Origin of the sequence: Cyclobacterium amurskyense, from assembly GCF_001050135.1 — a bacterium.
GTDB lineage: Bacteria > Bacteroidota > Bacteroidia > Cytophagales > Cyclobacteriaceae > Cyclobacterium > Cyclobacterium amurskyense.
Genome location: NZ_CP012040.1, coordinates 790,537 through 804,861 on the forward strand (window position 1 = coordinate 790,537; position 14,325 = coordinate 804,861).

The 14,325-nt window shown below is 36.7% G+C and carries 12 protein-coding genes; 5 read left to right on the plus strand and 7 right to left on the minus strand.

From position 1 onward, the window contains the following. Window positions 1–15: 15 nt before the first annotated feature. Complete coding sequence (locus CA2015_RS03115; RefSeq protein WP_048640572.1) at window positions 16–936, plus strand: DUF4097 family beta strand repeat-containing protein; 921 nt, start codon at window positions 16–18, stop codon at window positions 934–936. Between the two features lie 56 nt (window positions 937–992). Here CA2015_RS03115 and CA2015_RS03120 read toward each other — a convergent pair whose 3' ends face one another. Both CA2015_RS03120 and CA2015_RS03125 read right to left on the minus strand, forming a co-directional pair. Then, on the minus strand, window positions 993–1,484 hold the full coding sequence (locus tag CA2015_RS03120) for a hypothetical protein (RefSeq protein WP_240477925.1): 492 nt from the start codon (window positions 1,482–1,484) through the stop codon (window positions 993–995). A 23-nt stretch (window positions 1,485–1,507) separates the two neighbouring features. Continuing rightward, entirely contained in the window at window positions 1,508–2,605 is a 1,098-nt protein-coding gene (locus CA2015_RS03125; protein ID WP_205749797.1) for a ferredoxin--NADP reductase, read from the minus strand. Between the two features lie 527 nt (window positions 2,606–3,132). On the opposite strand from CA2015_RS03125, the gene CA2015_RS03130 reads away from it, so the two are divergent. Both CA2015_RS03130 and purB read left to right on the plus strand, forming a co-directional pair. Beyond that, complete coding sequence (locus tag CA2015_RS03130; RefSeq protein ID WP_084011610.1) at window positions 3,133–3,873, plus strand: DUF4397 domain-containing protein; 741 nt, start codon at window positions 3,133–3,135, stop codon at window positions 3,871–3,873. 179 nt (window positions 3,874–4,052) lie between these two features. After that, window positions 4,053–5,396, plus strand: a complete 1,344-nt coding sequence (gene purB / locus CA2015_RS03135) for an adenylosuccinate lyase (protein WP_048640575.1) — start codon at window positions 4,053–4,055, stop codon at window positions 5,394–5,396. A 424-nt stretch (window positions 5,397–5,820) separates the two neighbouring features. Here purB and CA2015_RS03140 read toward each other — a convergent pair whose 3' ends face one another. The 5 genes from CA2015_RS03140 to CA2015_RS03155 all read right to left on the minus strand — a co-directional run bounded on the left by CA2015_RS03140 (window position 5,821) and on the right by CA2015_RS03155 (window position 10,455). Next, window positions 5,821–7,878, minus strand: a complete 2,058-nt coding sequence (locus CA2015_RS03140) for an alginate lyase family protein (protein WP_048640576.1) — start codon at window positions 7,876–7,878, stop codon at window positions 5,821–5,823. An 80-nt stretch (window positions 7,879–7,958) separates the two neighbouring features. After that, window positions 7,959–8,495: a hypothetical protein gene (locus CA2015_RS03145; protein WP_048644327.1), complete on the minus strand. Its 537-nt coding sequence runs from the start codon at window positions 8,493–8,495 to the stop codon at window positions 7,959–7,961. A 449-nt stretch (window positions 8,496–8,944) separates the two neighbouring features. Further along, a complete protein-coding gene (locus tag CA2015_RS24515) occupies window positions 8,945–9,115 on the minus strand; it encodes an Arc family DNA binding domain-containing protein (protein WP_084011612.1) in 171 nt (56 codons plus the stop codon). A 6-nt stretch (window positions 9,116–9,121) separates the two neighbouring features. After that, complete coding sequence (locus CA2015_RS03150; protein ID WP_048640577.1) at window positions 9,122–9,604, minus strand: hypothetical protein; 483 nt, start codon at window positions 9,602–9,604, stop codon at window positions 9,122–9,124. Window positions 9,605–9,606: 2 nt separating this feature from the next. Further along, a complete protein-coding gene (locus tag CA2015_RS03155; protein WP_048640578.1) occupies window positions 9,607–10,455 on the minus strand; it encodes an SPFH domain-containing protein in 849 nt (282 codons plus the stop codon). 378 nt (window positions 10,456–10,833) lie between these two features. Here CA2015_RS03155 and CA2015_RS03160 point away from each other — a divergent pair, with 378 nt between their 5' ends. Together CA2015_RS03160 and CA2015_RS03165 are read left to right on the plus strand one after the other, a co-directional pair. Next, window positions 10,834–12,063, plus strand: coding sequence for an MFS transporter (locus CA2015_RS03160; RefSeq protein ID WP_048640579.1), 1,230 nt, complete (start codon window positions 10,834–10,836; stop codon window positions 12,061–12,063). A gap of 190 nt (window positions 12,064–12,253) precedes the next feature. Beyond that, the gene (locus CA2015_RS03165) at window positions 12,254–13,369 is read left to right on the plus strand and encodes a mechanosensitive ion channel family protein (protein WP_048640580.1); all 1,116 of its coding nucleotides are present in this window, start codon (window positions 12,254–12,256) and stop codon (window positions 13,367–13,369) included. Window positions 13,370–14,325: the final 956 nt, after the last annotated feature.

Genomic DNA, 14,325 nt, shown 5'->3' on the forward strand with positions numbered 1-14,325 from the left:
ACAACCCAAATCACCATGAATTTATTTACAAAACATTATTTCCTTCTAGTTGCCCTCCTTTTTATAGGTATAGGTTCTTCCCAAAGTCAGCAACTCATAAATAAGACCTTTAATGGCATTCAGAAACTTGAGATAAAGTCTGGCTCCATTGAAATTCAGTATGAGGGTAATGAAAATAGGGACTATATTGATCTTGAAGCCTTTTTAGGTCAAGAAGAAAATGCAGATAAAGATCTGGTAATGATCACTGTTGGAAACACTTTAAAAATCGCATACAATGGGTCTTCCAATGGACATCAAAAAAATAAAAAATACATCAAGATTTCAGGCCCTTCTGAAATGCAATTGGCTGTTCAATCAAGTTCGGGATCTTTGAGGATTAATGGCGTAAGTGCCACTTCACACCAACTTGAAGCCAGTTCAGGACAAGTCAAGGTCTCGAATATTAAAGGCAATTTACTATTAAAAGCCTCCTCAGGAAATCTCCAATTATCTCACTTAACAGGGAACCTAGACTGCCGAGTATCTTCAGGCAATGCTTCGATAGAAGATGTTAGGGGAAATATGGATTTCAAAGCAACAAGTGGGCAGTTAAAGGCCCGTTCAGTCAGCGGTTTACTTAATGCAAAGCTTACATCTGGCAATATGAAGTTAAGCCAAATTGGTGAGTTAGGAAGCTTAGAAATCACATCAGGAAATATCAAAGCAGACCATTCGGGGCTAGGCGCACATACAAGTATGAATGGATCCTCAGGAAATATTCAAATCAATACGATAAGCAATATCAATGATTATAATTTTGAGATGAGAGCTGGAAGTGGAAATATAAGAGTAGGGAACCGCTCCGGAAACAAGTCTATCCATATTCAAAATGGTAAAAGTGTTACTATTCGGGGAAAAGTTGGCTCAGGAAACATCTCTATTCAGCCAATATAAATGAGTAAGCGCCATTCTAAGGTGAAAATTTCAGCACTTTAGAATGGCGCCAATTTCTATTCGGGCAATTCTTCTCTTTTTTGAATTTCCATTACCATTTCTTTTTCCTCCTTTTTTAACTGAAGGGATTTTACAATCCTTCCTGGCATGGGTTTCGCTAAAGAAACAAATAATAGGGTGACTGCATAAGCAATAGTAAATCCTGAGTTTTCATAAAACAATAAACCAAAAGCACTCAACAAACCCACCCAGAATAAATGCCAATACCTCAAAAAGGTTGCTCTTGCATAACCTTTTATTTTCTGACTCAGGTCTCCATTTGTTTTTCTTATGATTCTAATCCGATTGGTATAAGCAATTTGCTGCATGAGCAGCATGGCTGAAACCAAACCAAGAAGAATAAAATTAAAAACTTCTGGAAGTTGCGGCAGATTGAATTCCAAATTACCACTATTTACATACAGGTATGCAAAAGAAAAAATGGGCAATGGAATTGCAATTAAAAGCAAGACATTTCGCTCTAATAAGCGAAAGTCCTTTTTCATCATTTTAATCTGATTTTCTGAATTCATTAGTCGATCTGAATCTTCACCTCCGAATTGGTCGGTTTTGCAGAGCAGCAAAGGACATACCCTTCCTTAATCTCATTTTCGCTTAATCCAGCATCTTCTTCCATTTTCACTTCACCAGAAAGTAATTTTCCTCGGCAAGCAGTACAAAGTCCACTCTGACAGGAATAAGGCATATTCAAACCCTCGTCTAAGCCTGCTTCCAAAATGGTTTTACCTGGTTCCACATCGAAAGTATACTCTTCTCCTTCCAATATTAATTTTATAGGCCTGTTTACGACTGCTCCAAGGTTTTCTTCCTCTGCGCTCTCCTCCTTCTCAAGGTAAAAGCTTTCTGAATGAATAAATTCCTTCTTAACATCCATATTACTCAATCCTTCCTGGGCTGTTTTCATCATCCCTTCTGGACCACATATAAAAAAGCGCTGATTTTCTAGAAAAGAATCAAAATGAGTAGTAAAGAACTCTGTGACTTTCTCTTGACTCAGTCTACCTTCTGCTCCTTCCCAACCTGGTTTAGGCTGAGTGAGGTTATGGGTAACAAAAAGCTTATCAGGGTATTTTTCCTCCAGGGCCTTTAATTCTTTATCAAAAATAATCATGTCCTGAGAACGACTACAATACAATAAGTGTACCGTCGACTTTGGTTCATTTACCAAAACAGATTTGATTATCCCCATGATGGGCGTGATACCACTTCCTCCTGCAAACATTCCATACTTCCTTTTATTATGAGAATGATAATCGGAAGTAAAATTACCCAAAGGCTTCATTACTGTTACTCTTTTGCCGGGAACAAATGTGTCATTCACGAAATTAGACACAAGTCCTCCTTCAAGTCGTTTAACAGTGATTCCAGGGAAAGGATCTACAAAAGGTGAAGTTGATAGACTGTAAGACCTCCTCTCCTGTTTCCCATCAATCTCAACAATGAGGGTGAGAAATTGACCTGGAAGGTAATCCATAATTGGTTCCGGCTGGTCAAAATAGATGGTTACGGTATCCAAAGTTTCTTGGACAGTTTCTCTAATTCTTAAGGTGAGGTAATGATCATCATTTTCGAGATCATCTTTTTTCTTTTTAAAGAGTTTAAACAGCATTATAATAATAGGAATAGTTTGTACAGCAATTCACACAAAATTAACATACTCTTTTCCAATTACCTATTAGGAGAAAAAATACTTAGCAAACTTTAACTCAAAATACACAACTGACCTAGTATTCTAGGCTGAAAACATTTCTAAATCTGTCAATCCTTGCGCGTTTAGCGCCTCCATAATGGGTAATTGCCATATTCTCCAGACATCTTTTTTTTCTAAGCAGCCCACAAATTCCTAGCAGAAAACCTGAAATCAGATTGTATAATCAGCGTACAATTAGCAATGATAAACAAAAATCACTTTGCCAATCTTTTGTAAGCACACCAATCAGCGATGGCCTATTAAAAGAAAGGAAAAGAACATAATAATCAGCAGATTCACTATAGAACAGGCTTAGATTTTACAACTGTCTCAAGTCTTCTCAATTCTCATTTCCGTTATTTTTTTTTACAATTTTCATCAACCGCTTGTAGCACTCTGGCATCTCATAACGTACTGGCATCAGAAGACTAAACAACTATAATATTATGAAAACACAAATCATTAATTTCAAGAACAAAACTTGGCAAATTGGAAAACACCTGATGGTGCTAATGCTTCTTCCCTTTACTTTTTCTTGTCTTGACGATGACGGGACAGGCAGCTTGCCAAACGAACCAACTGCCTATGTTTCATTTTATAATGGAACCAATGAAGCATCCGATATCCAAATCGAGGTAGACAGCACAGTTTATGACCGGAAGGCATTTGATTTCGGTGAATTCATAGATTATTGGTACTTCTACACAGGAGAAAGGAACTTTTCTTTTGTAGATAGTGATTCAGATCAATCGCTTTTGGATACTGCTGTAAATTTAGGTGTTGAAAAGGCTTACTCTTTTTTCTTGACAGAAACAGGAGACGAATATACCACTCTATTTATAGAAGACAGTCTGGAAACACCTGTAAATGGTAAAGCTTTGATCAGGCTAGTACACCTATCCTCTGGTGGTCCAGAAGTGAATTTATTTCAAAGGGACCATGAAGAGGCCATTTTGGAAAGCCTTTCTTTTCTGGAATCTACAGACTTCGTCAATGTTGACACTGGAGAAACAGACCTTATTCTTAAAGCCAGTTCGGATGACCAAAATGAAGTCGTACGTTTAAATGACATACACCTCAGAGAAGGTCGAATTTACACTGTTGTCATAAGGGGTAAATTGGGTGCAGAAAGCAATTCTGCGGATGCGATCCGTCTTCAATTGATTAGAAACTATCCCAACTATTAATTAACAATAACAATGTTTATTTTTTTTCCAAAACATGAAATAGCTATTCTGTTACATGTTCTGGGTTTAGGGGACTTCTGGAGGCAGAAGTCCCTTTTATTTTATATTATTTCAGCCTTGCCCTCGTCTTTTGAATAATAACAATTATTTTTGTGCCTCAATTGACTTAAAGACGAATCATGAAACTTAATCCACTTACCGCAATTTCTTCAATAGATGGCAGATACGCCTCAAAAACCAGCCCTCTGATGGCCTATTTTTCTGAATATGCATTAATTCGGTACAGGGTAAAAGTAGAGATTGAATATTTTATAGCTTTATGCGAACTACCACTTCCTCAGCTAAGTAGTGTAAAACCTGAGCAATTTGAAGAAATTAGGTCTATCGAAAAGAATTTTACCGAAGCTGATGCGCAAGCTATCAAAGACATTGAGAAAGTCACCAATCATGATGTGAAAGCTGTCGAGTATTTTTTAAAGGATAAATTTACCGATCTAGGTTTGGATGGTGTAGTAGAGTTTATCCATTTTGGTTTGACTTCTCAAGACATCAACAATACCGCTGTCCCTATGATGTACCGGGATGGTATAAATGATGTAGTACTCCCAGCATTGTTACAAGTTCAGGAAAAAATTAGCAATAGGGCTAAAGAATGGGATTCTGTTCCTATGTTAGCCAAAACGCATGGCCAACCAGCTTCACCTACCCGACTAGGGAAAGAATTTGAAGTTTTTGTTAGCCGCCTTACTGCTCAGTTAGAATTATTGAAGGACATACCTTTTGCCGCAAAATTTGGTGGAGCGACTGGAAACATGAATGCTCACCATGTAGCTTTCCCTGAAATTGATTGGAATACTTTTGCCAACAACTTGGTATCAAAAAAACTAGGCCTTAGCAGAAGCTACCCAACTACTCAAATCGAACATTACGATCATTTTGCTGCACACTTTGATGGCTTAAAACGAATCAATACCATACTTCTTGATTTTAGTAAAGACATTTGGCAATATGTTGCCATGAATTATTTCAAACAAAAGATAAAAGCTGGTGAGGTGGGTTCTTCTGCTATGCCTCATAAAGTAAATCCAATAGATTTTGAAAATGCAGAAGGCAACCTAGGTATAGCCAATGCTTTATTGATACACCTATCTGCCAAGCTTCCTATCAGTCGCCTGCAAAGAGACCTAACTGATAGTACAGTTTTAAGGGTAATCGGAGTACCCCTGGCTCATATGCAAATTGCCTTTTTGTCCCTTGACAAAGGAATAGATAAACTGGAATTGAATCAGGCTGCTATAGAGAAAGATTTGGATGAAAACTGGGCAGTAGTGGCTGAAGCCATCCAAACAGTTCTAAGAAGAGAAGGCTTTCCTAAACCTTATGAGGCCCTTAAAGCGCTTACCAGAACTCACTCCAAGATCACGCAAGAGTCCATCAGCGAATTCATCGAGACGCTTAATGTTTCTCAGGAAATTAAAGCGGAATTAAAAAAGATAACTCCTTTTAATTATACTGGTCTTTAATTCAGTTGATTCTGTTGACTTAAATCCTGGCAATTTACTTTCAGCTTAGGATTTAAATATATTAGTCCAAAAAACAACAAACGGCTTGTTCTCTCTAGGAAAACAAGCCGTTTTTTTTTAACCCGGATTATGTAATAGAATTTCTCCGTCCTGACAATAGTCAGGGGTGAAGCCTGTCCCGTGTTTACGGGAAGTGTTGCAATCGCAAGAAAATCAGGCTGTTTGGAGATTTTAGCATAGCACCGCTATGGTGAAATTGAAAACAGCAACGAAGTGGCTGATTTTAAAGCGATTTCAGCACGTAATAGATTGTCTATTGCATATTTCGGGTTTAAGTCGGAATGTAATATTAACTCCATGACCTTTCTCAACCCACACTCATCCTTTTTCTAGGAATCTGTAGGAATTGAAAGGGAATAAGATCCTATCGCTTTTGGAATTTTATGGTTTTGCTATCGGTAAAAGGAATGGTGAGTTCCCATTTAGCACCTTTACGGTTTACTTCTATTGTTATTCCTTTCTCATTCTCACCGACTATTTTCGCCCTTGTCATTACCCTATCTCCATTTCCAGGGGTAGGAATCAATAACCATACAAAGGTAGAACTATCGGCTATCTCACTGGTGTAAATGCTGGCCACATTTGGCTCGTAGAGGTTATACTCAGAACTATACCAACCCTGAATTTCAGGCTCTTCCTGACCTTTGATCATTTGGATGTCAAATTTGGCATTGCCTAAAGGCATTACCTCAAGACTCCCTTCATCATACCCCCCCACTAAGGATTGCCCAATACGCTTAACCTCAGCATCTGGATGCCAATGCCATAAGGTACTAATAGACCGAGGTTGATCTGTACTGATTCTATCTACAACCACCCAGAATTCGCCTCTGACATAAAAAAGACTACGATTGTGATTAGCTTGACCTTCCAAATCAAAATATTCCCCGAAAGAGGAAGATGCAAAATCATAATCCCCTGTAATTTTCACAGCCTGGCTTTCAACTGCTGTTTCAGCAAGTTTTGGTCCTGGCTTCTGAACTTTCCCGTCAATTAATACTAAATTATGACCTTTACTACTTAGCGCATAGGGGCGAAATTTATTAGCCACCTCACCTGTGTAGGCATATCTACCTGCATCTACTAGAAAATCCTTTCCATAAGCAGTGACGGAAAGATGTAATTTATCATTGTGTTGGTGACCGCTACCCCATGGCCCTATATCAAAAAAGGACCAATGCGCCATAGAATCATAGCCACTTCTAGAAATTAGCTGACCTGCCCAAGGGATGAGGTAAGAGGGGCCTTCTTCAGGTTTTACTCCTTGGCTTCCATTACTTGCTAGATAGGCCCATTCTGGGTGATTGTATTTCTCCGAAGCACTTAAAATGATTGCCCTATCACTTCCTCTGTCCCCATCGTTATTCAAAATCCTGTGCCCATCTGGTCTAATCGCTCTCGCAATGTACCAGTACATGTCTTCGATGGTTTGATTAAAATACTCCGGAAGTTCTCTTCCTGCCTCATCACATAGGGTCTTGAACAATTCGAAACTAACCATTGACACATTGTGGTAATGCGAAGAAAGTTCTGTTTGAACTCCATCCGGATAAACCTGTCCCCTCATACTTTCAACCATCGTATCTACCGCATAATCCATCCACTCTTCAGAAGCTTTGTATTCAGGAAAGTAGGCAACCACAGTTGCAAGAGAGGATATTTCCATGGTCAACCAATTGTTTCCACCATGAAAGTTCCTATTGTAATGTGCATGATCAGGAAGACTACTCAAAATCAACAGGCGAGTAGCTGGAGAAATATACTCACTATCCAACATGCCATAAAAAACCCTTGACCAGGTTTTTACTCGGGCCGCTACTTCAAGTCCTCTCCAAATGGACTCGGATCTTTTCTCTGCAGGATAAGGCATGCTTGCCAAGATGAAATCCCTCAAAAACAAATCCATGTATTCTGCATACTTGGGATTCCCTGTTTTAAAGTAGGCACCCATCACATTAGAAAGCTGGCTGTGTCGATTGGAAAGCCAAGCCCATTCCTTGTCATTGTTTGGTCCTTTATAATACCAATCCCGATGCCCATTGTCCAACAAAGGAACTTTTCCTTTGACATTTTGAATGGTAAACACATTCTTTAATATGGTATCTGCTTCAGCTACAGTTTGTGAGGAAATTTCAGGCAGAGTTCTCCTTAGTCCCATTCCATTATCGGACACTTTATAGTAAGCCAATAATTCATTGGCAGCCAGTACCCAGTCTCCTTTGGTGGTGGCTGCTTTTACTTTTTCTAAACCTTCAAGATCTAAATTAATATGGTCAAAGATTCCTTTTACTGTCCCTGGGTAAGAATGGTATAAATCCTTTACAGAAGTAATCTCTTTCCAATTTTGCTGTGCAAAGGAAATTTGAAATGACAATAAAAATAAAATCAGTAAAAAGTAATTTTTGGTTTTCTTTGGGTTCATTGTTATTCAATTAAGTCGATATATAATAGCTTTTTAACCTCGGTAAAAAAGACAAACCATAGTTTATTAGAATCTATGGCTCATTCCTCTTCATCAAGGATTTCTTTCAGTTCCGCCAAAATAGTGGCTGCTTCAGCTTTTTTCAATTCAAAATCATCACCATTCGAAGCATTGTTAAGAAAATGGTTAAAGTGTTTTTCTGCCTTTTTCAGGGTTCTTGGAGTGATGTCAAATTCGGCATAATCCAGATGGACCTTGGCAAGGGTAGCGGATTTAAAATTACCAAAAAGGTAGATACGAAATAAGTCAACGAACTTATCAATAATATCAAATTCTTCAATAAGCGACACAAGTCCGCCATTCTTATTCTGGTTGGCAGGAAGATGAATCACTTCAAAAAGCGCATCCAAGGGAGCTTGTTTATTGTCCATTAATGCAAGCACTTTTGTGGCCAAGAAGGCATCATCCATATCACCATTTTTTAGTACATGAATCAATTTTTCTTGTATTTCGCTCCCTCCTATTCTAACCAGTTGCTCACCATATTTCATGGGTTCGTCCTTGGACTTATCCAATAGATTATCAATCAACTTATCTATATTGCTTTTTTCAACCATATCCAATTTAAAGTAATAACTTGTTCTTACATCAATCCTCCAAAACAAGATATCTTTCTTTATAACATTTACCTGCAATGCTATTCATTGCTGAATCAACCAACAATAATACTATTACAACAAGTACCTTACAAACTATGCTTGTTCTATTTTAAATTTTCCTGCTTGGGTTATCTAGACTTTCTAATCTTTTCTGGATTAAAATCCATCATTTAACCCGGATTATGTAATAGGATTTCTCCGCCCTGACAATATCAGGGGTGAAGCCTGTCCCGTGTTTACGGGAAGTGTTGCAATCGTAAGAAAATCAGGCTGTTTGGATATTTTAGCATAGCACCGCTATGGTAAAATATCCAAACAGCAACGAAGTGGCTGATTTTGAAGCGATTTCAGCACGTAATAGATTGTCTATTGCATATTTCGGGTTTAAAATAAGGATGACTTAAATTTCACTTGTTCTCTTCTTTCGACTTTGGTAACCTGCCTGCTTTTTTCAAAGCATCATGGATCAACCATTCCAATTGTCCATTGGTGCTCCTGAATTCGTCTGCAGCCCATTTTTCCATGGCCTTCATCAGCCGTTCATCTATGCGCAGGGCAAAAGGTTTTTTTTGTGCCATAAATTATTACCTTTCACATCTCCATTCTTCCCATGCCTCCAGAATTTTATCTGGATTTCGGGTACTCAACACAAAACTACTATCTTTCAATGAAACCCTCACTACATATGCTGTGCTGAATAGATATTTCCACTCCCCTTTTAGATCGTAATGAAAACCTAATCCTCCCCCAGTCAAAATCGGGCTTTTCTTTATTTGTTGGATATTCTTCACTTCTTCCCACTTGTATTTTCTCCAAGAATTAATAAAAGGAGAAATTTTATAAGAAAGCCCTGAAGACTCCAACCTGATCACAAGCTTCATACTAACAATCAACAAGCCTATAAGCATTGATATAGCCAAGACAATTGCTATAACCATATAGCCTGTAGAATCTAGGCCTTCAATAAAACCTCCTAACAATCCTACAGCAATTACCAATAGCTGAATACCAAAAAAAACAGGTACAAACCAAGTATCTTTCAAAGTCTGCGACTCATTGTATACCATAATTATTGATTTAATGTACCCACATTTACAACAGGACTTGCATTTTTATCAGAACACAATACAACCATCAGGTTACTTACCATAGCTGCCTTCTTTTCATCCTCAAAATCAATGATACCTTTTATTTTCAGATCTTCCAGAGCCATTTCTACCATCCCCACTGCTCCATCAACAATCATTCTCCTGGCCGCAACGATAGCGGTAGCTTGCTGTCTTTGCAACATGGCTGATGCGATTTCGGAGGAGTAGGCCAAATGAGATATTCTTGCCTCAATAACCTTTATACCTGCATGCTGCAACCGTGCGCTTATTTCATCTTCAAGAGATTTGTTAACATCCTCAACCCCTGAGCGAAGGGTCACCTCTGCATGCTCGTCTTCAAAATTGTCATAAGGGTAAGTTCCTGCCATTTTACGAACAGCAGCATCAGCTTGTAAATGCACGAAATTTTCATAATCATCAACATCAAATGAAGCCTTAAAGGTGTCGGCTACTTGCCATACGACTATGGTTCCAACCATTACTGGGTTACCTATTTTGTCATTCACTTTTAAAGGTTTGTTTTCAAAATTTCGAACCCTTAGAGAAATTTTCTTCTTTGTCATGAATGGAATTACCCAAAAGAAGCCGTCGCTTTTTACCGTTCCCTTATATGAACCGAAAAGAAGTAGTACCATTGCCTTATTTGGCTCTACGATAAAAAATCCTGGTATTATAAAAATGAGCAAGATTACAGCCGGTACAAAAAGAAAGGGGATTTTACCAATAAAAGCAAACACTAGGATTGCCAATAAGAATAAGGTCAAGAATACCATTGAGTATCCCGACTGGGGTTTAATTGTCTTTTCCATATTATTTTAATATTATAATGATATCACTTCAAATATATAAAAATTAATTAATATTCCCATTAGATCAAAATAAAAATACTGATCATCAACTATTTAATCACTAAAATATTGAAAAGGACAGAGCTTTATTTAAATGAAAACTATTAGAATAGCGCTTATGCCATAATAAAAAGAAAAAAATTATAGAAATTAAATAAAAAAAAGCTGGACAAAAACATAAAACACATATATTCAAGCAATTAAAGCCCTATTATCCAAAATTATAATGATATTTTATTTAAAAGGGCAGAAGGTAAATTCATTTTTTTTTATATTGTCCAATTAATTTGATTAACCATCTAAAAAAACATATTACATAAACTTCTAAACCCAAATTCAATGAACGAAAACATTAACAAAAGTGCACTCTTTAACGGGAGCTGTTTTGCACTTATCACCACCGCTTTCACCTTTAGTATCCGGGCTGGTATCTTACCAGAACTTGGAGAAGAATTCGGACTATCCGCAACCCAATTGGGATTTATCAATTCAATGTGGTTTTTGGGTTTTCCCATTTCCATGATCATTGGTGGTATAGTTTACCACTCTTTTGGTCCTAAAAATATTATGAGAGTGGCATTTCTTGCACATACTCTAGGTATTTTATTAACCATTTACGCGGGTGGCTACACCACCTTATTGATTTCCACCCTATTTATTGGATTTGGAAACGGTTGTACAGAAGCCGCTTGTAACCCTATGATTGCTGATATGTACTCTGGGGTAAAAATGAACAAAATGCTAAACAGGTTCCATATGTGGTTCCCTGGAGGTATCATGGTAGGTGCGCTAATCTCTACCTTTATGACTGGGCTGAACTTAGGATGGGAAGCACAAATGTGGGTAACCATGATTCCTACAGTTATTTACGCCTATTTATTCTTTGGTAAAACTTTTCCAAAAGCAAAAGTCGAAGGTTCAACTTCTCTACTCAATAATTTCAAAGCTTTATTTAGTCCTGTTTTCCTATTCCTTTTTGTTTGCATGGCCTTTACAGCTATTTCCGAATTCGGACCACAACAATGGGTGAATATCATTTTGGCTAACAGTGGTGCTAATGCAATGATCATTTTGGCCTTGACTACTGGAGTAATGGCCGTAGCTAGGTTCTTTGCAGGACCAGTTGTAGCCAAACTTGGTCAAACTGGTGTATTATTATTAGGAGCTATTTTAGCCACAATAGGTATTTACCTATTCAGTATAGTAACCGGACCTGCGGCTTATGTCGTAGCTGTAATATTTGCCCTTGGAGTGGCTTATTTCTGGCCAGTTATGGTAGGTGCCGTTGCGCAGAGAGTTCCACTAAGTGGCGCATTGGGATTGTCCATCATTGGTGGTATCGGAATGTTTTCTACTGCAATTTTCCAAGGGGTAATCGGTGGCTGGATTGATTCAGCCAGAGCTGAATCAAGTGCTGAAGGATTAACAGGAGACGCATTAGAACTAGCAGCCGGTCAAGCCACGCTCCAAAACATGGCTTTCTTCCCAATAATATTAATCGTACTCTTTACCATTTTCTTCTTCTGGCAGAAAAACTCTAAAAAGACTGAAGCAGTAAGCCCTGTCTGATTTAGTTATAAAATTATTAGGTACTAAAGGAGTCACAAGTAGGGTGACTCCTTTTTTTTTGCTTATCACACAGGGATAACCTTTCGAAACATTGACAACAATATTAAATGTGCTTTTATTGAACTTTTATTTAATAAAATATGGTTCTACTGTTTTATTAACTGTCTTAAAAATTAAAAACCTTCTCAATATGTTCGAAGAATATCTGACTTTAGAAATAGGGAATAATACTACTAAGGATTATCTGTTGGCAATTGCCTTTATCGTAATTGGCATTTTGGTAGTCAGGATATTTAAAAAAACCTTTTTACAAAAAATCAAAAAGCTGACTCAAAAAACATCAACTAATTTTGATGATTATTTGATTGAAGCTATTGAAAAGTTTGTTATTCCTGCCCTATATATTTCAATAGTATTTTTCGGCATTAAAACACTGACTATATCTGGTGGTTTTAGGGACATTATTTCCAATGCCCATAAAGTAATATTGGCTTATTATATTGTGAGACTTGTATCCAACGTCTTAATTCTATTACTAAAAACCTGGGTAAAAGAACAGGAAAACGGAGAAGAGAAAGTCAAACAAATAGGTGGTATAATACTTATTATTAATGTATTGATATGGGGTCTAGGTATTTTATTCCTATTCGACAACCTTGGTTATGATGTGACTGCTATTGTAACAGGAATGGGGATTGGTGGTATTGCGGTAGCCCTCGCTGCTCAAAACATTCTAGGTGATCTATTCAATTATTTTGTCATATTCTTTGATCGACCTATTGAGATTGGTGATTTCATCGTAATTGATGACAAAAATGGCGTTGTCGAAAAAATTGGAATCAAAACGACAAGGATAAAAACGCTTTCTGGAGAACAGCTTGTTGTGGCCAATAGTGATTTAACCAGTTCTAGAATTCACAATTACAAAAAAATGCAAAGGAGAAGAATTCTCTTTGGCGTAGGAGTAAGTTATGAAACAAATTCTGATGATTTAAAGAAAATCCCAGGAATACTCAAAGAAATTGTTAACCATCAGAAACCTATAACCTTCGATAGAGCTCACTTTAAAGAATTTGGAGATTCCAGCCTAAATTTTGAGGTAGTTTACTATATAGAGGACGCTGCTTACAATACCTACATGGACATTCAACAACAGATTAATTTCGAGATTTTTGACAAATTTCAGTCTATGGGAATAAGTATTGCCTTCCCAACACGCACCTTGTACCTTCGTAACGAAAACGATCAAGAGCTTAAAATAAACTCCATTACTAACCCTGAAAAAGTGGACAAAGCAAAAGATTAAGAAGTTAGGCCCTTGAATTAATACATTAGTGTAAATCCAAATTCAATCAAATTTGGGTTTACACTTTCTTTAATTCAATTCAGTAAAAAACGTCTTTTACTTGGTAAGTCATAATCACCAATAATATATTGTTTTAATCCTACTTATTTTTTTTATCACTGCACTAATTTCTCCGCACTCTTCAATAAGGAACGCTAATCCCAACCTCCCCTAAGCTTAAATAGAGCAACAATTCAATTAACTGGATCAAAAGAAAAAATGCCCGTCTAAAAGAAAGACTGAATCTAGAAAAGAATAATTAATTGTTTAGGTAAGCAATTTTACCAAATTTTGATTAAAATATTACAATAATTAAAATTTTATTGAAATAATTCTTAATTTATCGATCAAAATATTTTGGCTCCCAATTAATAAGTTTTCGTCAAAAAATCACCTTAATTAATTAAGATACTTATCAATAAAAATCATAAAATAATTTAATCTTTCTACAATAAATAAATAAACTTGTTGAAGAAATAAACACAATGTGGGGTCTACCCACATATACATTGAAGATTAATTACCCAACTGATCAATTAAAATAAAAAAAAATAAAATAATTCAATGTTAAAAATTGTTTACTAAATGCATTTTAAGTAGTATTACATACTAAATATTAGGTATGAAATAAATAATGAGTAAAAATTGCTAAATAAACACACCAACAAGAATTGCCATAACTCATAGATTTAACTAGAATTAAATATTTGGTACGAAATTTCATTGCACCACTATGCCTACTTAACAATTAATTACCCAAAATATTAGGCAGTTCAAGTGCGAGAATAATCAGGTTAGAAGGGACGGAGATAAAGTGGAGAAAGCCAACTAAAAAACTCCACATGAACAACCTATCCATATCTTATGATATTGGATGAAATATTTGTATGCGTTTTCAAACCTAAGTTGATTAAATA

Coding starts and splice junctions, on each gene's coding strand:
- CA2015_RS03115 (WP_048640572.1), top strand. CDS start 16: ATGAATTTATTTACAAAACATTATTTCCTTCTAGTTGCCCTCCTTTTT.
- CA2015_RS03120 (WP_240477925.1), bottom strand. CDS start 1,484: ATGATGAAAAAGGACTTTCGCTTATTAGAGCGAAATGTCTTGCTTTTA.
- CA2015_RS03125 (WP_205749797.1), bottom strand. CDS start 2,605: ATGCTGTTTAAACTCTTTAAAAAGAAAAAAGATGATCTCGAAAATGAT.
- CA2015_RS03130 (WP_084011610.1), top strand. CDS start 3,133: ATGAAAACACAAATCATTAATTTCAAGAACAAAACTTGGCAAATTGGA.
- purB (WP_048640575.1), top strand. CDS start 4,053: ATGAAACTTAATCCACTTACCGCAATTTCTTCAATAGATGGCAGATAC.
- CA2015_RS03140 (WP_048640576.1), bottom strand. CDS start 7,878: ATGAACCCAAAGAAAACCAAAAATTACTTTTTACTGATTTTATTTTTA.
- CA2015_RS03145 (WP_048644327.1), bottom strand. CDS start 8,495: ATGGTTGAAAAAAGCAATATAGATAAGTTGATTGATAATCTATTGGAT.
- CA2015_RS24515 (WP_084011612.1), bottom strand. CDS start 9,115: ATGGCACAAAAAAAACCTTTTGCCCTGCGCATAGATGAACGGCTGATG.
- CA2015_RS03150 (WP_048640577.1), bottom strand. CDS start 9,604: ATGGTATACAATGAGTCGCAGACTTTGAAAGATACTTGGTTTGTACCT.
- CA2015_RS03155 (WP_048640578.1), bottom strand. CDS start 10,455: ATGGAAAAGACAATTAAACCCCAGTCGGGATACTCAATGGTATTCTTG.
- CA2015_RS03160 (WP_048640579.1), top strand. CDS start 10,834: ATGAACGAAAACATTAACAAAAGTGCACTCTTTAACGGGAGCTGTTTT.
- CA2015_RS03165 (WP_048640580.1), top strand. CDS start 12,254: ATGTTCGAAGAATATCTGACTTTAGAAATAGGGAATAATACTACTAAG.